Here is a 21343-nt window from a genome sequence, read left to right as displayed (position 1 = left end):
CTCGTCGCATGCGCTCCCGATACACTGCCTGCCCCGCCAGCCAGCCCAACGCCAGCCATGCAGACGCTTACCTTCCAGCTCGATCGCGATCATGTCGAGCTCAACCAGCTGCTCAAGCTCGTCGGGCTCTGCGACAGCGGCGGCGCTGGCAAGATGCTGGTCGCCAGCGGCGAGGTTTACGTCGATGGACAGCAGGAGCTGCGCAAGACCTGCAAGATCCACGCAGGCCAGACGGTGAGCCTGGGCGACGTGGAAATCCATGTGGCCTGACGTAACGCGCGGCCCGACGTAACCGGACGACCGCGGCCGGCGAATCCCCTGAGAGCACGGTGCATCCCATCGGGGCATGCGCCCGTAAAGCTCCTCGCGACTTCGCCTCGAGGTAACCGCATGTCCACCCGATGGTTCTCCCTGATCCCCCTGGCCGTCGCCGTGCTGGCCGGCTGCAGCGCGTCCGGACCGGCCACCGCCGATGGCGTGGCCCACCTGCCCGATCCGCGATTCGACCCGGCGCCGACCCGCCCCGGCGAGCAGGTCGCGGTGTTCGCCGGGGGCTGCTTCTGGGGCGTCGAGGCGGTGTTCGACCACGTCCGCGGCGTGCGCGAGGCTTGGTCCGGCTATGCCGGCGGCGCTGCCGACACGGCCACCTACGAGCGGGTCAGCGACGGCGACACCGGGCACGCCGAATCGGTCAAGGTGGTCTACGATCCGGCCAAGGTCAGTTACGGCCAACTACTGAAGGTGTTCTTCTCGGTCGTCAACGACCCCACCCAGCTCAACCGCCAGGGGCCGGATGTCGGCAGTCAGTACCGGTCGGCGATCTTCTACGCCACGCCCGCGCAGCAGCGGGTCGCGCAGGCCTATATCGCCCAGCTCACAACCGCGCACGCGTTCGCCGCGCCGATCGTCACCCAGGTCGTGCCGCTGAAGGGCTTCTACACCGCCGAGGCGTACCACCAGAACTTCGCGGCGCAGCACCCGGACAACGCCTACATCGTCTACAACGACGCGCCCAAGGTGACCCACCTCAAACAGTGGCTGCCTACGCTGTATCGCCCGCGGGAACAGATGGTCCAGGTGCGCCTGCACTGACCGTAGCGAGACGATCCCCGTAGGGCGGGCTTCAGCCCACCGATCTTCCGTACACCCGGGCCGGTGGGCTGAAGCCCACCCTACGGCCGGTTGGCGTCGACTCCGGTTCCCGTCGCCAATCAAAAAACCTACGGGTGCGTTAGATCAGCGGATCGGCGGCACCAGCCGCAGTTTGGCCGACCCCGGGCGTTGGCCGGGACGCAGCATGCGTTCGATCTCCTGCACTTCGAGTGCCCGCGCATACAGGTAGCCCTGGCCTTCGGTGCAGCCGGCGCGCAACAGGAACTCGTGCTGCGCTTCGGTCTCGATACCTTCGGCGATGGCGCACAGGCCAAGCCGCTTGGACAGCGCGAGCATCGCTTCGACGATGGCCGCGTCATTCGAACTGCCCGGCAAGCCGTCAACGAAGCTCTTGTCGATCTTGAGGAAGGCGATCGCCGGCAGTTTGAGGTAGGCCATCGAGGAGTAGCCGGTACCGAAGTCGTCGATCGCCACGCCCACGCCCAGCGCATGCAGGGCGTTCATGGTGCGCTCCATCTCGTCGCCCAGGCGCAGGATCGCGCCTTCGGTGATCTCCAGCAGCAGGCGCGGCGGCGCGACCTGCTCGGCCACCAGCCAGCGGCGCACGTCCTCGACGAAGTGCGGGGCGCCGTACGACCCTGCGGAAATGTTCACCGCCACGCGGATCGGCGGCAGGCCTTCCTCGTCCCACCGGCGCATCTGGCGGGCGACCGCCTGCAGCACCCATTCGTCGACGTGGCGGATCAGGCCGAGCTTCTCGGCCATCGGAATGAACTCGGCCGGCGATACCTCGCCGCGCGATGGATGGCGCCAGCGCAGCAGCGCCTCGACCGCCACCACCTTGCCGTTGCGCAGGTCCACGCTGGGTTGGTAGACCAGCCGGAACTCGCCGCGGGCGAGCGCCTGGCGCAGCTCGGCCGCCAGCGCCAGGCGCTTGCGTGCGTCGGCCTGCATCATCGGCGAGTAGAAGCGGTAGGTGTTGCGCTCCTGCGTCTTGGCCGCGTACATGGCCGCATCGGCGTTGGCGATCAGCGTCACCGGATCGCTGCCGTCCAGCGGGTAGCCGGCGATACCGATGCTCGCGCTCAGCGCCACCTCGTAGTCGCCGACCTTCATCGCTTCGCCAAGCACGCTCAACAGGCGTTGTGCCAACGCGCTGGCCTGTTCACGCGAGACCAGCCGGCCGATCAGCACGGTGAACTCGTCGCCGCCGATGCGGCCGGCCACGTCGTGCTCGCCCAGGTCGCGGCTGATGCGCTCGGCCACGTGCACCAGCAGCCGGTCGCCGATGGCGTGGCTGTAGCTGTCGTTGACCACCTTGAAAGCATCCAGGTCGATGAACAGTACCGCCACGGCGCCGTGTTCACGGTCGGCGGTGTGGATCGCCTGCGCGCACTGGCGCTCGAACTCGGCGCGGTTGGCCAGGCCGGTCAACGGGTCGTGGGTGGCCAGGTGCTCCAGCCGGCGCTGGTTCGCCTTTGTCGTGCTGATGTTGGTGAACACCGCCACGTACTGCTGCACACGGTCTTCCGAATCGCGGATGACGCTGATGCTGAGCAGTTCGGGATAGACGCTGCCATCGGCGCGCTGGCTGTGCACCTCGCCCAGCCAGTTGCCGCCGGCTTCCAGGGTTTCCCATACCGACGGCGGCATCGGGCTGTCGTCGGGCAGGCAGCGGGTTTCGTCGAAGCGGCGGCCCAGCATGTCCTGCAGCGACAGGCCGGTGATGGCCACGTGCGCCGCATTGATGGAGAGCACCCGGCGCTCGGCATCGGCGATGATCACGCCCTCGGCGATGCTGGCCAGCGCCTCCGCGGCGATGCGCCGTTCCTGCTCGAGGCTGATGCGTTCGGAAATGTCGCGGACGATCGCCTGGCGCACCTGGCGCTCGCCCCAGCGGACCAGGCTGCTCTGCGTTTCCACCGGCCGGGACGAGCCTTCGCCATTGCGCAGGGCGCCCTGGGTGATGCCTTCCCCGCCCGGCTGGCCGCGTTCGAACAGCGCGGCGAACGGCATGCCGATCAGTTCCTGCTGCCCGCGGCCGGTCCATTCGGTCGTCTTGTAGTTGGCGTCCAGGATATGGCCGCCCTGCTCGTCCACCATGACGATCGCGTCCGGCGCACGATCGAACAGCAGCCGGTAACGTTCTTCCGTACCGCGCATGTTGGCCAGCACGCGCCGCGCCATCCACAGCCACAGCAGCGTGGCCAGGCAGGTTGCGCCGAAGATGGTCGAGTACAGCACCCGTCCCATCCAGACCGCGCCGTGCGCCACTTCCTGCGAGAACACCTTGGCGCGCGGCTCGATGTAATCGTTCAACGCGCGGATGCGCGCCTGCTGGCGCGCGATGCTGGCCCGGTCCATCGTGCCGCGCGCGTGGGACGCCTCCAGCTCGTGGGCGATCGTGTCCAGCTCGGCGACCTGATCGTCGACCGAGCGCCACGCCGCGAGCGCCTGCTTCATGTACGGCCCGGAGGCGAAGTGGTCGAGCATGAAGATCACGCCCGGTACGGCCGACTGCATGGTGTTGACCCGCACCAGCGCATCGGCCACCGCCTGGCGGTCGTAGTTGCCGGTGGCTACCGTGTCGCGCGTCCAGCGATCGATGCGCAGGATGTCGTAATTGCGGCGGTAGGCGGCCAGGTCGGCCGGGCTGCCGCTGGCGGCGTAGTTGCGCAGGTCGATGACCGCCTGCTTCTGCGCCTTGGACCAGATGCTCTCGCCGTTGAGGAAACCGGCGAGAGCCACCTGCACCTTCAATGCGCCCCAGGTGAAGGCCAGGATCAGCCCGATGACGGCCGCCAGTCCCCAGGCCAACGGCAGCAGGCGCCGGGGCAGTGAGTGCAAGCTAGGCACGGCAGCAGGCATCTGGTCCCTTATCCTGTGACTGACCCGCGTAATTCTACGGGGGATTGTTCACCTTTCATGCGCTATCAAGCCGCTGCCTCGTTCACGGTTCCGTAAACGTTTGGCTGCGCGATGCAGCGGTCGGCCAGAATCCGCATGCCGACGTAGCTGCGCTTGACGCACTCGGTGAGGTGGTCCACTTCATCGGCAGCCGGCGCTGTTCCCTTGAGGGTACAGACGATTTCCAGCGCCTCCCACGGATGCGTGTCGTCGTAGGCGGCGTGCAGCTGCAGCCAGCGCAGGCTCTGGATGCGCTTGTCGGCGGGCAGGCTCTGGGCATAGCTGGCGCTGTCATAGATCAGCTGCGACCACTCGCCGGTGGCACCTTCGACCGCATAGTTGGTGGCCACGATGCCGGCGGCCAGGCTGTCATGCTCGCTGACCTCCTCGCACCAGTCCGCCAGCACTTGGGAACCCTGCGCGCGCGCGCCATACAGGACGTCCCAGCGCGGCACGCCAGCACCTTCGGCCCAGTTGAGCCAGTGGTCGGCGTGGTTCTGCTCGACGCGGATGTTGCGCACCAGCCAGCGCCGGGCCATGTTGTCGCCCGGGCTGCGGCCGTACTGGGTCTTGAGCAGGTTGCGCGCCATGTAGGCGGGAAAGCGCTCGATCACCGGCCAGATGCCGGCCATGAAGTCGCGGGTGCCCTGGCGGCTGAGGCGCACCTCGCGCATCCGGTTCCACAACTCATGGCGGATCACGCTCTGCTTGGTTTCCTCGCAGGCGCCAACCATGTCCTGTGCCCACTGCGGATAGCTGGAGATGTCGGTCAGGGGACCGGTCCGTTCGAAACGATGGTTCATTGCGTTGCTCCTCTCGGGGTGTGCTGCGAGGCATTCGATTCGGACCACCCCCACAAGGGCGCCCGTTTCCCTGGCTCGCAGCGCGCCAGGGAAAGTCATGGTTCCGATCGGCTGTCTCATGGATGGGGAATGCGCACACGCCCTGGATGGGCTGTTCACGCCCGAGAAGGATTCAACGCTGGCAACGCTCCCATCTTCGCGCCGAACGCCGGCGCTTGCGTCAATGCAGTGTGCGCGGTCGGGAAATCAATGGCGCGTGCGCTGCTCGGCGGCCAGCGCCGAAGCGACATCGCGCGCGTAGGTGCGGGTGGTGCGCAGCAAGAGCAGCAGGCCGGCAACCGCCAGTGGCGCCAGCATCGCCAGGAAGGTGTGGCCGAGCCCCGCGGCACCCAGGCGGGCCGTGGCCACGCCGCCGGCGGCGGCGCTGGCCGCCTCGCTGCCGGCCTGCGCGTGACCGGCCAGGTGGGCGGACACGTAGCCGAACAGGGGCGGCGCGATGGCCTCCAGCGCAAACCGGAAGGTCGCCCGCACACCCTCGGCCCGGCCCCACAGCGCCGAGGGCATCACGTCCAGGCGCGCGGCATCCACCGCGGGGTTGGCTCCGCCGATGCCGGCCGCCGCGAGGAAGAAGCACGGCGCGGCCAGCCACAGCGTGTCGAGCAGCAACCCTGGCAGGAAGGCGGCCGTTGCCAGCAGGTAGGCCCCTGCCGCCACCAGCACGCGTCCGGTCAGGCGACCGCGGTCGATCAGCCGGTCGCCCTGGCGGCCGGCCAGCAACACGCCGACGATCGCGCCCAGCCCGAGCAGCACCGCCAGGCTGCTCCCCGTCGACTGGCTGAGATCGAAGCGCCCGCGCATGAACACGATGGCGAAGGTGCGCAAGCCGGTGAAGTAGAAGTAGCCCAGCGCCGAGGCGGCGATCAGCGTGCGGTAGGTCGGTACGGCGAGCACGTAGCGCACGGCACGCCAAAGCGAGGCGGTCGCCGGGTTCATTGTCATCAGCGCATGACGGGGACGCACGCCGCGCCAGCGGATCACCCGCCGCAGCGAACCACTGCGGGCCGCGTGGTCGACCCCGACCGCGCCGGAGGCGTCCGCCGTGGGCACGCGGCGGGCACCGACCGGGATGCGGCTTTGCCCGCCGCGCGAGGGTTCGGGCAGGCAGCGCCACAGCACCACCGCCAGCCCGAACCCCAGCACCGCCAGCACGAGGAACGAGGCGCGCCAGGACAGCCAGGCCGCCAGGTTGCCGCAGATCAGGAAGCCGAACGCCACACCGAGCAACTCACCCGCCAGCACGTAGCCGAAGATGCGCCCGCGCTCCCCGGGCCGGAAGAAATCGCCGGTCAGCGAGGTGACCGCCGGCGACGCGGCCGAGGCGACCACGCCCAGCGCCAGGCGGCTGAGCAGCAGCATCGGGTAGGACACCGACAGCCCGCTCACCAGCATGGTCGCCGACCAGACCACCAGCGCGATCGCCAGCAGGCGCACGCGCCGCACGCGGTCGACCAGCGCGCCGAACGGCAGCGTCACCACCGCGGCGACCGCAGTCGAGGCGGTCACCAGCCAGCCGACCTGGAGGTTGCCGATATGCAGCGCCGTTTCCATCGGCGCGGCGACCGCACCCACGGTCGCCTTGTCGGCGGCGTCCAGCGACAGCACGCAGGCCAGCAGCACGATCACCTTCAGTCGCGCGTGTCCGCCGGCCAGATCCTCCAGTGGACGCTCGATATCCCGGCGCAACCACCGCCGCAGCCAGCCTGCCGGCGCGGCGGCACGCGCGTCGCTGTGGGATGGGGCCATGCCGTGATTCCTGTGGGTTGCGCAGGCGGACGACCCATCGCGTGCCTCACGGAACATTCTCGGGCGAGCGTCAATGGTGGCCGCCCAACCCGGCGCGAGTTCTGCCGCATGTCCTGCAACCGGCCGATTCCGGCACCTATGCCGCCAACGGCGCGTCAACGGTGAGACGCGGAAGCACGCAGGTACCGCAGCCGGCGCTGGCCCTGCTGGCCTTCATGATGGCGCTGGCGCCTTTCGGCGATACCGAATACACGCCGGCGATGCCGGCCATTGCGCAGGCGCTGTCCGCCGACTACGGCATGGTGCAGCTGAGCATGACGTTCTATCTGGCGGGCTCGGCGATCAGCCAGCTGGTCTACGGACCGCTGGCCGACCGCTTCGGCCGTCGCCGGGTGATGCTGGGCGGCACGGCCGTGCTGACGGCCGGATTTCTGCTCAGCCTGGTCAGCTTTGCGATCTGGCCGCTTCTGGGCAGCCGGCTGATCCAGGGGTTGGGCGCGAGTGCCGGCAGCGTGGTCGCCGATGCGGCGGTGCGCGATGCGTTTCCGGCCGAGCGGAGGCAGCGCATCTATGCCAAGTTGAACGCGGCGTTCGCCCTGGCGCCCGCGATCGGGCCGGTGGCCGGTGCGTACCTGGTGCGCGTGTTCGACTGGCGCGCCAATTTCGCCGTGCTGGCCGCGCTCGGCGCGTTGCTGTGGTTTTCGGTGTGGCGCTGGTTGCCCGAAACGCATCCGGATCCGGACCCGCGCGCGATCCGCCCGCGCCACCTGTGGCGCACCTGGCGGCACATCCTGGGGACGCCCCGCTTCGTGATCTTCGCCCTGCTCGGCGGTTGCGCCGTCGGCGTGGTCTATACCGCGCTGATCGGGGCGCCGGATCTGGTGATCAACGTGCTGCACGAGGGCAGCGGCGCGATCGCCATCGTCGCCGCTTCGATCCTGGTGGCCTTCGTCGCCGGGGCGGGCGCCTGCGTGCTGCTGACGCCGCGGCTGGCCCCCGCGATGATCCTGGCGAGTGGTCTGGCCATCCTGCTCGCAGGCTCGCTTGCCCTGCTGGGCGTGGCGCTGCGGGTCGGCGCCGGCGGCAGCCTGGCCGCCTTCCTGCTGCCCATCAGCGTGTGCTTCGCCGGCGTCGGCCTGCTGGTACCGGTGGCGACCGCCCGGGCGATGGCGCCGTTCCACCGAACCGCCGGCAATGCCGCCTCGCTGCTGGGCTTCGTGCGGATGGGCGTGGCGGCCTTGGGCACGGTGGCGATGAGCGTGCTGCACCAGGGCACGGTGCTGGACATCCCGATCGTGTTCCTGGCGCTCACCCTCGCCGCGGCGCTGGTGTTGGGCGTGTACGTGCTGCGCGAGCGGCAGGGTTGAACGGGTCCATGTCAGGGTGAGGACGCCACCGCGCCGGCTCCGGCGCCGGCCAGCGTGCGCGCGAAGAACGGCACGGCGTCCCGGCCGAAGCGCTCCAGGTCCACGTGCCCGCCGTGGTCGACCAGGTACTCGTGCCTCACGCCATGGGCGAGCAAGGCTCGGTGGAACACCGGCACGCTGGCCGGGATGTGGCGCAACTCGTCGTGATCGCCGTACTGGATGCGCAGGCCGTTGAGCGTTTTCAGGCCGGCGGCTTCGCGGTCCAGCCGGTTGCCCGGCAGATGGGCAAGCCACGTCGCGTACGCGGGCTCCGCCGGCACGACACGCCCACCGTCCACGCGATAAGGCAGGTCGCCGAAGAAGTCCGGTCGACGCGCATCCGGGGCAAAGGCGGCGGCCAGTGCCAGCGTCTGCAGGGCGGCCGCCTCGCCATGCCGGTAGGCCGCGTCCGCCTGCGCCAGGGTCACCTGCTGCATGGCTACCCACGCGGGCGTCGGGCCCAGTTCCTCGACCATCGCCATGCAGCAGGGCGACTGCGCGAACACCGTGCCGAACAGCCTGGGCCGGTGCATCGCAATGGACAGCGCACCGAACCCGCCCATCGAACCGCCGTACAGGCCGCGGCTGTCGCGATCGCGAACGGTGCGGAACTGTTTGTCGATCGTGGGGATCACGTCGCGCGTGACGAAGTCCTCCCAGCGGCCGGTGCTGGCCGAGTTGACCCAGAAGCTTCCACCCAGGCGGTTCCAGCCCTCGACGTTGACCAGGATGAGCTTGCCCAGCCGTCCTTCGGCGATGGCCCGATCCACACCGGCAAACAAGTAGCCTTCCGGGTGCGGGCCAATCTGTGCGGCCAGCGCGGGCGAAGGCTGGTAGCCGCCCAGGGAATAGATGACGGGGTAGCGGCGTGACCGGTCGTGGAGATAGCCCGGCGGCAGATACACGCTCACCGTGCGCTCGGGCGAATCGCCCAGCCGGTTACCTTCCAGGGAGGTGCCGTGGATCTTTATTTCCAGCACCTGGCCCAGCAGCCGCATCGCGGGCGCGGCCGCCTGCCGGGGGGTGGCGGGCGGCGGATTGGGCGTGCCGGCAAGGGCCGCTCCGCAGGCCAACCAGGCCGCCGCCAGCCCCGCATATCGACCGCAGGAACGCATGCGCTTGAACATCAGGGTGCCTCCCGAATGAGTCCTCGTCGCCACCAGGCCAAGCGCCTGGCGCCACCATCGACGCAAACCGAACCGCACTGTCCCGGCGTCACGCCTGCGGGAGCCGGGAGCGTGGCTTCCGTCGCCCGCAAACCGGGCGACCCCACGCGTGCCGCCGCCCCTGTCCGGGGGCACGGGTTGGGATCATAGACCTCCCGGCGGCGCGCTGCAGTGGGGACGTGGCACCCTGCCCGACGTCAGCCCTGCGTGCCGGCGACCACCATCCAGGACACGCCAAAACGGTCGGCCACCATGCCGAAGCTGGAGGCGAAGAAGCTCGGTCCCAGCGGTTGCTGCACCTGGCCGCCGGCGGCCAGTGCGTCGAACAGCTTGCGTGCCTGGGCGTCGTCGTCGGCCGTGATGGAGAGGGACACGCCCTTGAACTCCGGCCGCCCGGCGGCGAAGCCGTCCGACGCCATGACCAGGGTCTGGCCGATCTGCAGCGCGGCGTGCATCACCTTGTCCGCCGGCGGCGGCTGGCCGCCCGGGCAGCCGGCGTCGCCCGGCGGCGCGTCCGAGTAGTGCATCAGGGCGAGCACCTGCGCGCCGAGCGCGTCGCGGTAGAACGCGACCGCCTCTTCGCAGCGGCCATCGAAGAACAGGTAGGGCTGGACTTGCATGAGCGATTCCTCGTCGGGATGAGCGGGCTTGCACTCTTGCGACGAGCGGGCATACCGGGTTTCGACATCCGCCCGCAGCACCCTCTCAGGGGAGAAGCGACCGCTACCGGGTCGAGACCGGCGCGAGTTCGGGCGTTCCGGTGAGCTGGCAGGCCAGCGCGTACAGCACGCGCAGGTCCTGGGCATCCAGGGTGTCGCCGTCCATCCCGCGGAAATGGTGATGGAAGGAACGCACCGCGGCCGCACGGTCGTCCAGCGGGTAACCCACCAGCGCCAGCGCCATCCAGGGATCGAAGCCGGGCGGTGGATCGACCAGCGGGCCGTGCGGCCACAGCCCGTACCCCGCCTCGGCCAGGCGCTGCCAGGGGAACAGCGGACCGGGATCGTCCTTGCGGCCGGGCGCGAGGTCCTCATGCCCGATGATCTGCGTGGGCGGGATGTGCAGGCGCGTGGTGAGGTCCGCCAGCAGGCGCAGCAGGCTGTCGATCTGCGCGGGCGCGAAGGGCGAGTGGCCATCGTTGTCCAGCTCGATGCCGATCGATGCCGAGTTGAGATCGGTGATCGTGCCCCAGCGCCCGGGACCGGCCTGCCAGGCGCGCTTGCTGTCGGCGACCAGCTGGTAGATGTCGCCGTCGCTGCCGACCAGGTAATGCGCGCTCACCGGGCCGCCGCTGTTGGCGGTGCGCAGGGTGTGCAGGCTCTCCTGCACCGAATGCTGGTCGGTGAAATGGATGACGATCGCCACGGGGCGGCGCTCGTCGTAGTTGGGTGACGGCACCCAGTGCGCCATCGGGTTGCGCACCGGACCACACGCGGCCAGCAGCAAGGCCAGCGGGAGGAGGCGGCTCGCTCGAAGCAGCGGGGCGCACAGGCCACGGAGACGGGACACGGCAGTCGGCAGTCGGTAGGGCATCCTCCGAACGTGCCGCAGCGGCTTGGGCGACGTCAAGGCCGCAGCGCCGCGGCCGTGACCGCCGTCCGCGTCCGCTTCGCGCATCTCCCGTGCCTGCTATGGTTGCCGGCGACGCCCGGCGGACCCGGTTGCTCGCGGTCCCTCGGCCCAGCCACGCAAGGGAGCCCTAGATGCCTGCCACCACCTCCTCCACACCGGTCCATCCGATGCTGCGCGACGCGCTGCGGACCTTGCCGCTGGCCACCCTGCTTGCGTTCGGCCTGGTCACGACCGCCCGGGCGGACGCCGGCGAGCAGGCGCGCTGGAAGCAGGAAGCGCAGGCCGTCACCATCACCCGCGACGACTGGGGCATCGCCCACGTGCACGGCAAGACGGATGCGGATGCGGTGTTCGGCATGGTTTACGCACAGGCCGAGGACGACTTCAATCGCGTCGAGACCAACTACCTCAACGCCCTGGGCCGGCTGGCCGAGGCCGAGGGCGAACCGGCGCTCTGGTCCGACCTGCGCCAGCAGCTCTTCATCGATCCGGTGGAACTGAAGAAGCTCTACGCACAAAGCCCCGGCTGGCTGAAGCAGTTGATGAACGCCTGGGCCGACGGCCTCAACTACTACCTGGCCACCCATCCGGACGTGCACCCGCGCGTGATCACCCACTACGAACCCTGGATGGCGCTGAGCTTCACCGAGGGCAGCATCGGGGGCGACATCGAGCGCGTCTCGCTCAAGCAGCTGCAGGCCTTCTATGGCAAGCCCGACGACGCACCCGTGCCGATGGCGATGGCCCAGGCACATCCGAGCTGGGTCGAGCCGACCGGATCGAACGGCATCGCGATCGCACCGAAACTCACCGCCGACGGCCACGCGCTGCTGCTGATCAACCCGCACACCTCGTTCTTCTTCCGCTCGGAGCTGCAGATGACCTCCGACGCGGGACTCGACGCCTATGGCGCGGTGACCTGGGGCCAGTTCTTCGTCTATCAGGGCTTCAACCACCACATCGGCTGGATGCATACCTCCACCGGCGCCGACGTGGTGGACGAGTTCGCCGAAACCATCGTGCGCAAGGACGGCAAGCCGTACTACCGCTACGGCAAGGAGCTTCGACCCGTTACCGAGCGGGAGATCACCCTCGCCTATCGCGCGAAGGACGGCTCGATGGCCAAACGCACGTTCACTGCCTACTTCACCCACCACGGCCCGATCGTGCGCGAGGCGAACGGCAAGTGGATCGCGATGGCGCTGATGAACCGGCCCATTCCCGCGCTGGAACAAAGCTGGCTGCGCACCAAGGCGCATGACTACGCCAGCTACATGAAGGTGGCCGAGCTCAAGGCCAACTCGTCCAACAACACCTTGTTCGCGGACGACAAGGGCGAGATCGCCTACCTGCACCCGCAATTCATTCCCAAGCGTGACGACCGCTTCGACTACACCAAGCCGGTCGACGGCTCCAACCCGGCCACCGACTGGCACGGCCTCACGCCGCTGGACCAGGCGCCGCACGTGTTCAACCCGGCCAACGGCTGGGTCTACAACACCAACAACTGGCCCTACTCCGCCGCCGGCAAGGACAGCCCGAAGAAACAAGACTTCCCCCGCTACATGGACACCTTCGGCGAGAACCCGCGCGGCCTGCACGCGATCCGCGTGCTCACGGGGAAGGACGACTTCACCCGCGCCTCGCTGATCACCGCCGCGTTCGACTCCTACCTGCCGGCGTTCGCGCGGCAGATCCCGATCCTTGTCGCGGACTACGATGCCCTGCCTGCAAGCGATCCGCTGAAGCAGAAGCTCGCCGGCCCCATCGCCATGCTGCGCCACTGGGACTACCGCTGGGGTATCGCCTCGATGCCGACCTCGCTGGCGGTGTTCTGGGGCGACACGCTGTGGGACGAAGTGAGCAAGGCGGACACCGCCGAAGGCCTGTCCATCTACGACGCCATGGCCGAAAAGGCCGGCTCGAAGGCGCGCCTGGGTGCGCTGGTCGAGGCCGTCGACCGCTTGCAGAAGGACTTCGGCCACTGGGGCGTGTCGTGGGGCGAGATCAACCGCTTCCAGCGCATCAACGGCGATCTGGTGCAGCCATTCGACGACAGCAAGCCCAGCATCCCGGTGCCCTTCACCTCGTCGCGCTGGGGATCGCTGGCCTCCTTTGGCGCGCACCGCTGGCCCGGCACCAGGCGCTACTACGGCACCAGCGGCAACAGCTTCGTCGCCGTGGTCGAGTTCGGGCCCAAGGTCAGCGCGCGCGCGATCACCGCGGGCGGCGAGAGCGGGCATCCGCCATCGCCGCACTTCAACGACGAGGCTGAGCGCTACACCACCGGCAACCTGCGCGAGGTGTACTACTGGCCCGAGCAGTTGAAGGGGCACACCGAGCAGGTCTACCACCCGGGCGAGGGCAAGAACGTCCTCTGACGCGGCACTTTGTAGGAGCGCACCTGTGCGCGACCGCCATGCAACGATGTGGCGCGCGGTCGCGCACAGGTGCGCTCCTACGGAACCGGCGGCGGTTGAGATGGCCATGGCGGGCTCCATGTAACTTCCACGCAACCGCTGGAACCGCCATGACTGCCCCCACCCCGCTCCGCATCGACTTCGTCTCGGACGTCTCCTGTCCCTGGTGCGCCGTCGGCCTCGCATCGCTCGAGCAGGCCCTCCAGCGCCTCGGCGGCACCGTGCAGGCGGACATCCACCTGCAGCCGTTCGAACTCAACCCGCAGTTGCCGGCGGAAGGCGAAGACGCCACCGAGCACCTGATGCACAAGTACGGCATCGATACGGCGCAGGTCGAAGCCAATCGTGCGGTGATCCGCGAGCGGGCGGCCGCGGTGGGGTTCGCCTTCAACATGGGCGTCGGCAGCCGCGTGTACAACACTTTCGACGCGCATCGCCTGCTGCACTGGGCGGAACTCAAGGGCCGCCATCTCGCGCTGAAGAAGGCGCTGCTGCGCGCCTACTTCACCGACGGCGAGGACGTGGCCTCGCGCGAGGTGCTGGTGCGCCTGGCCGGCGAGGCGGGCCTGGAGGGTGACGAAGCGCGCGATGTCCTGGAAAGCGGCGCGTATGCCGACGAGGTGCGCGCACAGGAACGGCTCTTCCAGCAGCGCGGCATCCGCTCGGTGCCGGCGACCATCGTCAATGGTATGCACCTGATTCCCGGCGGGCAGCCGCCGGAGGTGTTCGAGCAGGCGTTGCGCGAGATCGCCGGATCGGTGAACGGCTGACCGGGAGCGCTTCGAGCGCGACCGCAAGGCGCCGCAAGGCAAAGATCCAACGCACCTTTTATTGCGTACAAGGCTCCGGAAGAAACGTCCCGCGGCTGCGCGGCGCGATCTTCATCCCTGCCGGCGCACGCTGGCGCCCGTTCGCTTACCGGATCCCTGCCATGCGCCTGCGTCCGTCCGCCCTGTTCGGTCCCCTGGTCGCCCTCTTGCTGGCCGCGTGCAGCGCAGGCGGCGACATCACCCGGCCCATTCCGACGCGGCTGGTGCCCGCCACGCAGCCGCCGCACCGGCTGGTCGTCATGCTTCCCGGGCGCGGCGATGACCTCCAATCGCTGGGCGAACGCGGCATCGCACAGACGATTCATCGGCAATGGCCGGACGCGGACGTGATCCTGACCGGCCTGACCATGCCGTTCTACCGCGAAGGCCGCGCAACCGAACGGCTGCATGACGAAGTGATTGCGCCAGCGAGCGCGCGCCGCTACGACCAGATCTGGCTCGCGGGCATCTCGCTCGGCGGGCTGGGCGCGCTGATGTACGACCGGGCGTATCCGGGCGAGATCGACGGCATGCTGCTGATCTCCCCCTACCTCGGCGACAAGGCCATCTACCGCGAGATCCAGGCCGCAGGCGGGCTCGATCGCTGGCAACCAGGGCCCGTGCAGGCGTTCACTCAGGAAACCTACCAGCGCGAACTGTGGCGCTACATCCAGCGCTGGTCGGACGATCCCCGGCGGACCGATTCGGTGTGGGTCGCCTACGGCGATCGTGAACGCTTCCGCGACCGCATCTCTCTGCTGGCCTCACAACTGCCACCGGGCCACGCCTTCGAACTGCCGGGCCACCACAACTGGACTCTATGGCAGCCGGCGGCAAAGACATTGCTGGAACACGCCCGGTCGGAGGCCGCGCGCCGGGATACGGCCGAACGGAAACAACGGACGGGGAACTAGCCCCGGCCCGGAATCAGCAACCCACGCTCGACCGCCGGGCGAGCCAGACCGCGCTCCAGCCACGCGGGCACGTTGGACAGCTCGTCGAAATGCACCAGGTCGCGCGCCTCGTAGAAGCCGATCAGGTTGTTCACCCAGCCCAGCGTGGCGATGTCGGCGATGCTGTAGTCCTCGCCCATCAACCACGGCCGCTCGTCCAGGCGCGCTTCCAGCACGCCAAGCAGGCGGCGCGATTCGTCCACGTAGCGCCTGAGCGGGCGCTTGTCCTCATACTCGCGCCCGGCGAACTTGTGGAAGAAACCCACCTGCCCGAACATCGGGCCGACCGCTGCCATCTGGAAGAACACCCACTGGATGGTTTCCCAGCGCAACGCCGGATCGGCCGACAGGAACATGCCGGTCTTCTCGGCCAGATAGAGCAGGATCGCGCCGGACTCGAACAGCCCGATCGGCTCGCCGCCCGGGCCGTCCGGATCGATGATCGCCGGGATCTTGCCGTTGGGGTTGAGCGACAGGAATTCCGGCGTCTTGTTCTCGTCGCGCATGATGTCGACCAGGTGCGGTTCGTATGCCAGCCCGGTCTCCTCCAGCATGATCGACACCTTCACGCCGTTGGGCGTGTTGAGCGAATAGAGCTGGATGCGATCCGGATGTCGTGCGGGCCAACGCGCGGTGATCGGGAAAGCGGACAGATCGGGCACGGCGGTTCCTCCTTGGGCCAATCGGAGAAACATGGGGATGGCCTGCGTCGAGTGCAACGGCCGGCAGAACCGAGGATTCGCCCGCCGAACGCACGACCCCGCACGGACTCAACCGAACTGCGGCGGCGTAGAGACCGCCTCCCGGCCTGGCATGAAGTAGTCGTGCAGGTACTTTTCGCCCTCGTCGCAGAATGCCGTCACCACCGTCTGCAGCTCCGGAAAGCGCTCGCGCACACGTTTGGCCGCCAACAGGTGCGCGCCCGAACTGGGACCGCACAGCAAGCCATGGTGGCGGGCAAGGTCGCGCATCGCGGCCACGGCATCCTCGCTGGACACGCTGAGCACCTCGTTCACGAGGCCGGCGTTGCGCTGGAAGATGCCGGGAATGAACCCGTCGGAGATACCCTCGATGGTGTGCGAGGCGATCTCGCCGCACAGGATGGTGCGCGATTCGCTGGGTTCCATCGCGAACAGGCGCACGTCCGGATTGGCCTCGCGGAACGCCTGGCCGACGCCGACCAGCGTGCCACCGGTGCCGACGCCCAGCACCAGCGCATCGGGCAACCGACCGGGAGCTAACTGGGCAAGAATTTCCGGACCCAGGATGAGGCGGTTCTCCTCCACGTTCCATTCGGACTCGAACTGGCCAGGGAAGAAGAAGCCCGCCTGGCGTCCCAGCTCCCGCGCGCGCTCCAGCGCCTGGTCGACATGGAAGTTGCCGCAGAACAGCACGTCGGCGCCGTACGCGCGCGAGATTGCGACGCGCTCGCTGGACAGCCCCTCGGGCATGACCACCAGCATGCGGTAGCCCTTGACCGCCGCGACCATCGACAACGCGTTGCCGGTGTTGCCGCTGGTCGCCTCGACGATGGTGTCGCCGGGCTTGAGCAGGCCCTCCTCCTCCGCCCGCTCGATCATATATTTTGCGATGCGCGCCTTGATCGAACCGGACGGGTTGAGGAACTCGAGCTTGGCGTAGATGCCCTCGATCCGGAGCAGCGGCGTGTCGCCCACCGCGTCGAGGATGCTTCCGGAAACGCCCTGGTATCGCATGTGGATGTTCCTCAGGCTTCCGGGTGCGCGCGCTGGTGCATGACGTCCAGCGCCAGCGCGGAATGCGCATAGGCACCGCCAGCGCGCATCTCGGCGGCAACCCAGATCGCCTCCATGATTTGCTGCTCGCTGGCGCCCTGTTTCAGCGCCTCGGCCGTGTGGCCTTTGATGCAGTACGGACACTGGGTGACGTGCGCGACCGCCACCGCGATCAGTTGCTTGGTCTGCGGCGACAGCGCGCCCTCGGCGAACACCGCAGCGCTGAAGGCCTTGAAGGCCTGCAATGGTTCGGGTGCAAGTTCCCGCCGCTTGCGCGCGAGCACGGCGGTGGATTCAGGGTAAAGCGGCTGTGTCATGTAGGTTCCCCTGGATGCGTCGTTCCGAATCGCCCGGCTCGGCCGCACCAAGGGTCCAACTGGGCGGATCGCTGGCCGGAAAGCTCTGTGCCAGTTCGTCGTCGATCCGGCTTTCGGTGGCCCGGCGCGCGGGCGATGGCGGGGGGAAAACAGGCTTGTTCATGGATGCCTCCTTGACGGAGCGGTGCGGCGCGCGGTCGCGGCGGTCATCTTGGCCTGCACGACCCGAGTGGGCTCCGCGATTCGATCATGCTCGCCGCGCCCAGGCTTTGCATTGATGCAGGTCAGCGCGTGCCAGCCTGGTGGCTGGACGCGCGGTGGAGAGGCGATGGCGGGCTCCAGGCGACTTGCGCTCAGCGCACGCCCACGCGATCCCTTGGTTCGGCAACTGCCTTGACGGAGGCATCGACAGGAGCGGACGCCACCTGCACCGAGGCTACTGCGCGTGCCTCCCGGCGCAGGGCTTGCCAACGGATCCAGCCGGCCGCCAGCGCCATGCCGCCGAACGTGAGCGGCCCGCCAGGCCAGGAATGGGATTTGAATACGTTGATGCCGAAACTGGCGGCGGCCAGCAGCAGCACGGGCAGCCAACCGTGTCCCGCCCGCTTGAGCGAGATCGCACCTGCCACCGCACCGAAAGACAACGACAGGCGCCCGATCAGGCCCATCAGCGGCGCATCCGTGAACCCCTTGCCGCCCAGCACGGGGTCGAACCACAAGGCATCGATCATGTCACGCCAGGATTCTGGATCGCCGGAGGCCAGCGCACCCTTCACCAGCAGGCCGATCACCAGCCCGGCCGCGGTGTCAAAGGTGGTAAAGGCCACCGCGAACACGAACATGCCCGCCTTGCACAGCCACGCGGCCCAGTCGGTGCGGTCGCGCACCAGCATGGCCATCGACAGCGCCGAAAGCGGAAACAGCGGAATCTGCGCGTAATGCACAAACATCCAGCGATCCACGTCCAGGTCGAACAGATCGTGGGGATGGGGATGGAAGATTTCGACGATCGCCAGCACCAACGGCGCGGCGACGACCATCGCGATGGCGAGCCAGGGCCTCATGGCGACGCGCTCATGCGTTTCCCTGGCGGGGCGTGCTGGACGGTAGGCGCATGGAGCCAACCTACCCGGCGTCTGGTCTACGCCATGTAGCGACAATCCCCCAACGGTCGCGCCCGGTCAGCTTGTGTATGGGCAACGAGCCCACGGAGCCGCTGCACTGCTAAAATCACCCGGCTGCGCCACCCGGCGCGCCATCAACTTCCTGGAGGACGCATGGGATTCCTGCACGGCAAGCGTGCCCTGATCGTCGGCATCGCCAGCCAGCGCTCGATCGCCTGGGGCATTGCCAACGCGATGCATCGCGAGGGCGCACAACTGGCCTTCACCTATCAGAACGAGCGGCTGAAGGACCGCGTCGACGAGGCCGCCAATGCGTTCGGCTCGAACATCGTGCTGCCCTGTGACGTGTCTCAGGACGGCCAGATCGACCAGATGTACGCGGAGCTGGGCAAGCACTGGGACGGCTTCGACATCCTGGTCCACTCGGTCGGCTTCGCGCCCCGCGAGGCGTTGCAGGGTCAGTACCTGGACAACCTCACGCGCGAGAACTTCACCATCGCGCACGACATCTCCAGCTACAGCCTGGCCGCGCTTGCCAAGGCCGCGCGTCCGATGATGGCCGGCCGTGGCGGCGCCATCCTCACGCTGACTTACCTGGGCGCCGAGCGCGCGCTGAACAACTACAACGTGATGGGCCTGGCCAAGGCCAGCCTGGAAGCGAACGTGCGCTACCTGGCTTTCAATCTCGGCCCGGAAGGCACCCGCGTCAACGCGATCTCGGCCGGTCCGATCAAGACGCTGGCCGCCGCGGGCATCTCCAATTTCCGCAAGATGCTCGACCATGTGGACGAGAACGCACCGCTGCGCCGCAGCGTGACCATCGACGAGGTCGGCAACGTGGGCGCGTTCCTGTGCTCGGACCTGGCTTCGGGCGTGACCGGCGAGATCACCTACGTGGACGCTGGCTACAACATCCTGGGCATGACCGGTATCTGAGGTCGGCCTGATCGCAAGAGAGAAAGCGGCCCTCGTGGCCGCTTTTTTTGTTTCGCAGCCGCGTCCGGAAGCTTGCTGAAAGCCATTGTAGGGTGGGCCTTAGCCCACCATCCGGACGCGTGGTGGTGGGCTGAAGCCCACCCTACGAAGAAGGGCCCGTAGCGGGCCCTTTTCATGTCGCGCGAAAACGCAGCGGTTTGCACGAAGGCTCTTCAGCCCCTCCGCCATCACCTGCCCTCCAGACCCAGGAGCGACAACAACAAAAAGGCGACCCGGAGGTCGCCTTTTTTTGCCGGATCTCCAATCGCGAGCTTACATCCGCTCCTTGGCGATCTTGATCTCGGTCTTCGCCTTCAGCTGATCGATGAAGCCTTCGGTAGCCACATTGCCGTAGGCGGCCAACATGCTCTGGCGCAGCATCTTGCGCTGGTCGGGCGTCACCTTGGAAAGGTCGCCGTCCTGGACCTTGTCTACCGCCAGCAGCGCGTAGGCGCCCTCGGGCAGAGCCACCGCGGCGAACTGCGGCTTGCCGTCCTTCGGGTGCGGCAGCAGGAAAGCCTCGTCGCGCAACTGCTCGGGAAGGCCCTGCTGCACGCGCAACGCCTCCGGCACGCTCTCGACGGCAGCACCGGCCGACGCGGCCACGACGTCCATCGCCTCGCCCTTCTGCAGGCGCGCCAGCAGTCCATCGGCACGCTGCTTGGCCGCCGCGGCGATGCGCTCGTCGAGGATGTCCTTCTCGATGGCGTCGCGCACTTCCGCCAGCGGCTTCACCGCCGCGGGGACATGCTTGTCGACGTGGATCACCACGGAGTGGTCGTTACCCAGGTCGATCAGGTTGGAGTTGTTGCCCTGCACGAGCACGTCGTCGGAGAACGCCGCCTTGGCGACCTTCGGATCGGCCGCGATGCCGCTCTTGTCGCCCTCGCGGGTGAACAGGCCGGTGCTCTGGACCGGCAGGTCCAGCGCCTGCGCGGCCGGCTCGAGCGAGGTCGGGTTCTGGTAGGTCTTGTCGGCCAGCTTGCCGGCCACCTCGTTGTACTTGCGCTCACGCTCGGCGGCGACGGCTTCCTGCTCGAGCTGGCCGCGCACTTCCTCGAATGGCTTGGCCTGGCCGCTGCGGACGTCGCGCAGCCAGATCACGTGGTAGCCCTCATCCGACAGCACCGGCTTGGAGATCTGACCCTTTTGAAGCGCGAACAGCGCATCGTCGAAGGCCTTGTTGGTCACGCCCTGCTCCAGCCAGCCCAGATCGCCGCCCTGGCGCCGGGAGCCCAGGTCGGCCGAATCCTTCGCGGCCAGCTGGGCAAAGTTTTCCGGCGTCGCCTCGGCCGCAATCTTCTGGGCCTTGGCCAGCGCAGCCTTCTGCTGCTCGGGCGTGGCGTTGTTGGGCACATCCACCAGGATGTGCGAAACCAGACGCTGCTCCGGCTGCACGAAGCGCTGCTTTTCGTCCTCGTAGCGCTTGCGCAAGTCGTCCTCGGTCGGCGGATTATCCGCATTGAGGCCCGCCGCACTCACCTCCACGTAGCGGATGGCGACCTGCTCGGGCGCCATGAACTCAGCCTGGTGCTGCTTGTAGTAAGCCTGGATCTGCGCATCGGTGACCTTGCTGTCGGTCAATGCCGGACGCGGCAACATGACGTAGCGCACGTCACGACGCTGCAGGCGCAGCTTGAGAAAGCGGTCGACCTCGTCCTCGGTGATGATCGTGCTGGCCGTGAGCGCGTCGGGAACCAGGCTGATCGCCATCGACGAGCGCACCTCGTCCTCGAACATCGCCGGCGTCTTGCGCTGCGCTGCAAGCACGGCCTTGTAGGTGGCCGCATCGAATTGACCGTTCACCTGGAAGGACGGAATCGCGGCGATGGCATCGCGCACCGCGGCGTCGGAAACGCGCAGACCCAGCTCGTCATTGGCCTTGAGCAGCAGTTGCTGGTCCACCATCGCGCCGAGCACGCGCTCCTTCGTTTCCGGTTGCTCGTACACGCTCGGGTCGAACTGGTCGCCCATCTGCGCACTGGCCTGCTGGCGCAGCTGGTTCATGCGGTTCTGGAAATCCTGCTGGCTGATCTCCTGCTTGCCGACCTTGGCCACGAAGGTCTCGGTGCGCGAAGTGAAATAGCCCTCGATGCCGAAGAAGGACATGGCGAACACCGCCACGCCCAGCACGACGATGGACGGCCAGCCGTGCATCTTGTCTCTCAACGACTGCAGCATATGGATTCCCGCGATTCGAAAGCTTTGCAAGCCGCAAAGC

The 21343-nt window shown here is 68.1% G+C and carries 19 protein-coding genes; 7 read left to right on the top strand and 12 right to left on the bottom strand.

Features of this window, described 5'->3' with window-relative positions:
- Window positions 1-57: 57 nt before the first annotated feature.
- A complete protein-coding gene (locus tag ACFWZ3_RS06195) occupies window positions 58-270 on the top strand; it encodes an RNA-binding S4 domain-containing protein (RefSeq protein ID WP_209623335.1) in 213 nt (70 codons plus the stop codon).
- A 120-nt stretch (window positions 271-390) separates the two neighbouring features.
- On the top strand, window positions 391-1092 hold the full coding sequence (msrA, locus tag ACFWZ3_RS06190; RefSeq protein ID WP_439706861.1) for a peptide-methionine (S)-S-oxide reductase MsrA: 702 nt from the start codon (window positions 391-393) through the stop codon (window positions 1090-1092).
- A 144-nt stretch (window positions 1093-1236) separates the two neighbouring features.
- On the opposite strand, the gene ACFWZ3_RS06185 is transcribed toward msrA, so the two are convergent.
- The 3 genes from ACFWZ3_RS06185 to ACFWZ3_RS06175 form a co-directional block, all read right to left on the bottom strand.
- Window positions 1237-3969 carry a putative bifunctional diguanylate cyclase/phosphodiesterase gene (locus tag ACFWZ3_RS06185; protein WP_439706860.1) on the bottom strand — a complete coding sequence of 911 codons (2733 nt, stop codon included), beginning with the start codon at window positions 3967-3969 and terminating at the stop codon, window positions 1237-1239.
- Between the two features lie 77 nt (window positions 3970-4046).
- Window positions 4047-4823, bottom strand: coding sequence for a TenA family transcriptional regulator (locus ACFWZ3_RS06180; protein WP_439706859.1), 777 nt, complete (start codon window positions 4821-4823; stop codon window positions 4047-4049).
- 246 nt (window positions 4824-5069) lie between these two features.
- Window positions 5070-6626 (bottom strand): MFS transporter, encoded by a 1557-nt coding sequence (locus ACFWZ3_RS06175; protein WP_439706858.1) that lies wholly within the window; start codon window positions 6624-6626, stop codon window positions 5070-5072.
- A gap of 41 nt (window positions 6627-6667) precedes the next feature.
- On the opposite strand from ACFWZ3_RS06175, the gene ACFWZ3_RS06170 reads away from it, so the two are divergent.
- Complete coding sequence (locus ACFWZ3_RS06170) at window positions 6668-7993, top strand: multidrug effflux MFS transporter (protein WP_439706857.1); 1326 nt, start codon at window positions 6668-6670, stop codon at window positions 7991-7993.
- An 11-nt stretch (window positions 7994-8004) separates the two neighbouring features.
- Here ACFWZ3_RS06170 and ACFWZ3_RS06165 read toward each other — a convergent pair whose 3' ends face one another.
- From ACFWZ3_RS06165 to ACFWZ3_RS06155, 3 genes are all read right to left on the bottom strand, one after another.
- Window positions 8005-9159: an alpha/beta hydrolase gene (locus tag ACFWZ3_RS06165; protein ID WP_439706856.1), complete on the bottom strand. Its 1155-nt coding sequence runs from the start codon at window positions 9157-9159 to the stop codon at window positions 8005-8007.
- Window positions 9160-9395: 236 nt separating this feature from the next.
- The gene (locus ACFWZ3_RS06160; RefSeq protein ID WP_439706855.1) at window positions 9396-9818 is read right to left on the bottom strand and encodes a VOC family protein; all 423 of its coding nucleotides are present in this window, start codon (window positions 9816-9818) and stop codon (window positions 9396-9398) included.
- A gap of 103 nt (window positions 9819-9921) precedes the next feature.
- Complete coding sequence (locus ACFWZ3_RS06155) at window positions 9922-10707, bottom strand: N-acetylmuramoyl-L-alanine amidase (protein ID WP_439706854.1); 786 nt, start codon at window positions 10705-10707, stop codon at window positions 9922-9924.
- 194 nt (window positions 10708-10901) lie between these two features.
- Here ACFWZ3_RS06155 and ACFWZ3_RS06150 point away from each other — a divergent pair, with 194 nt between their 5' ends.
- From ACFWZ3_RS06150 to ACFWZ3_RS06140, 3 genes are all read left to right on the top strand, one after another.
- Window positions 10902-13151, top strand: a complete 2250-nt coding sequence (locus ACFWZ3_RS06150; RefSeq protein ID WP_439706853.1) for a penicillin acylase family protein — start codon at window positions 10902-10904, stop codon at window positions 13149-13151.
- 149 nt (window positions 13152-13300) lie between these two features.
- Complete coding sequence (locus ACFWZ3_RS06145; protein WP_439706852.1) at window positions 13301-13960, top strand: DsbA family oxidoreductase; 660 nt, start codon at window positions 13301-13303, stop codon at window positions 13958-13960.
- 161 nt (window positions 13961-14121) lie between these two features.
- Complete coding sequence (locus ACFWZ3_RS06140; RefSeq protein WP_439706851.1) at window positions 14122-14913, top strand: alpha/beta hydrolase-fold protein; 792 nt, start codon at window positions 14122-14124, stop codon at window positions 14911-14913.
- Here ACFWZ3_RS06140 and ACFWZ3_RS06135 read toward each other — a convergent pair.
- The 5 genes from ACFWZ3_RS06135 to ACFWZ3_RS06115 all read right to left on the bottom strand — a co-directional run bounded on the left by ACFWZ3_RS06135 (window position 14910) and on the right by ACFWZ3_RS06115 (window position 18087).
- Entirely contained in the window at window positions 14910-15614 is a 705-nt protein-coding gene (locus ACFWZ3_RS06135; protein ID WP_439706850.1) for a glutathione S-transferase N-terminal domain-containing protein, read from the bottom strand. The genes ACFWZ3_RS06140 and ACFWZ3_RS06135 overlap by 4 nt on opposite strands.
- A gap of 108 nt (window positions 15615-15722) precedes the next feature.
- The gene (locus ACFWZ3_RS06130; protein ID WP_439706849.1) at window positions 15723-16667 is read right to left on the bottom strand and encodes a PLP-dependent cysteine synthase family protein; all 945 of its coding nucleotides are present in this window, start codon (window positions 16665-16667) and stop codon (window positions 15723-15725) included.
- An 11-nt stretch (window positions 16668-16678) separates the two neighbouring features.
- Window positions 16679-17023: a carboxymuconolactone decarboxylase family protein gene (locus tag ACFWZ3_RS06125; protein WP_439706848.1), complete on the bottom strand. Its 345-nt coding sequence runs from the start codon at window positions 17021-17023 to the stop codon at window positions 16679-16681.
- Window positions 17001-17186 (bottom strand): hypothetical protein, encoded by a 186-nt coding sequence (locus ACFWZ3_RS06120; protein ID WP_439706847.1) that lies wholly within the window; start codon window positions 17184-17186, stop codon window positions 17001-17003. The genes ACFWZ3_RS06125 and ACFWZ3_RS06120 overlap by 23 nt, the downstream gene beginning before the upstream one ends.
- A gap of 190 nt (window positions 17187-17376) precedes the next feature.
- A complete protein-coding gene (locus ACFWZ3_RS06115; protein ID WP_439706846.1) occupies window positions 17377-18087 on the bottom strand; it encodes a hypothetical protein in 711 nt (236 codons plus the stop codon).
- Between the two features lie 213 nt (window positions 18088-18300).
- On the opposite strand from ACFWZ3_RS06115, the gene ACFWZ3_RS06110 reads away from it, so the two are divergent.
- Window positions 18301-19083: an enoyl-ACP reductase FabI gene (locus ACFWZ3_RS06110; protein WP_439706845.1), complete on the top strand. Its 783-nt coding sequence runs from the start codon at window positions 18301-18303 to the stop codon at window positions 19081-19083.
- A gap of 312 nt (window positions 19084-19395) precedes the next feature.
- On the opposite strand, the gene ACFWZ3_RS06105 is transcribed toward ACFWZ3_RS06110, so the two are convergent.
- Window positions 19396-21303 (bottom strand): SurA N-terminal domain-containing protein, encoded by a 1908-nt coding sequence (locus tag ACFWZ3_RS06105; protein ID WP_439706844.1) that lies wholly within the window; start codon window positions 21301-21303, stop codon window positions 19396-19398.
- Between the last annotated feature and the right edge of the window lie 40 nt (window positions 21304-21343).

The organism is Frateuria sp. GZRR35, assembly GCF_051900415.1.
Lineage (GTDB): Bacteria > Pseudomonadota > Gammaproteobacteria > Xanthomonadales > Rhodanobacteraceae > Frateuria_A.
Note: the sequence above shows the minus strand (reverse complement) of the source record. Positions and strands in the feature narration are given on the sequence as shown.